Annotated in this window: 1 protein-coding gene; it reads right to left on the reverse strand. The window is 77.6% G+C overall.

Annotation, left to right across the window (positions count from 1 at the left end; all coding sequences use genetic code 11):
• The coding region (locus tag G3I65_RS20470; protein ID WP_160697532.1) for a hypothetical protein at nt 1-210 on the reverse strand (210 nt) is incomplete at both ends.

Here is a 210-nt window from a genome sequence, read left to right on the forward strand (position 1 = left end):
CGCAGGATCCGCAGCCGGTCGCGGTAGGACGCGTCGTCCTCGCGCGTGCCGGCCGGCTGCAACGGCCGGGTGGCGGGCGTCTGGACGTCGGCGTCCCAGAACAGCTCGTCCGAGAACCGCGGGCTGGCGAGGTCGGCGCCGATCCGGTCGAGCGCGTTGCCGCTCGCCACCGCCAGGGTGCGCGACGCGCGGATCTCCCGCGCGGCGCGC

This window comes from Amycolatopsis sp. SID8362, assembly GCF_010550475.1.
Taxonomy (GTDB): Bacteria; Actinomycetota; Actinomycetes; order Mycobacteriales; family Pseudonocardiaceae; genus Amycolatopsis; species Amycolatopsis eburnea.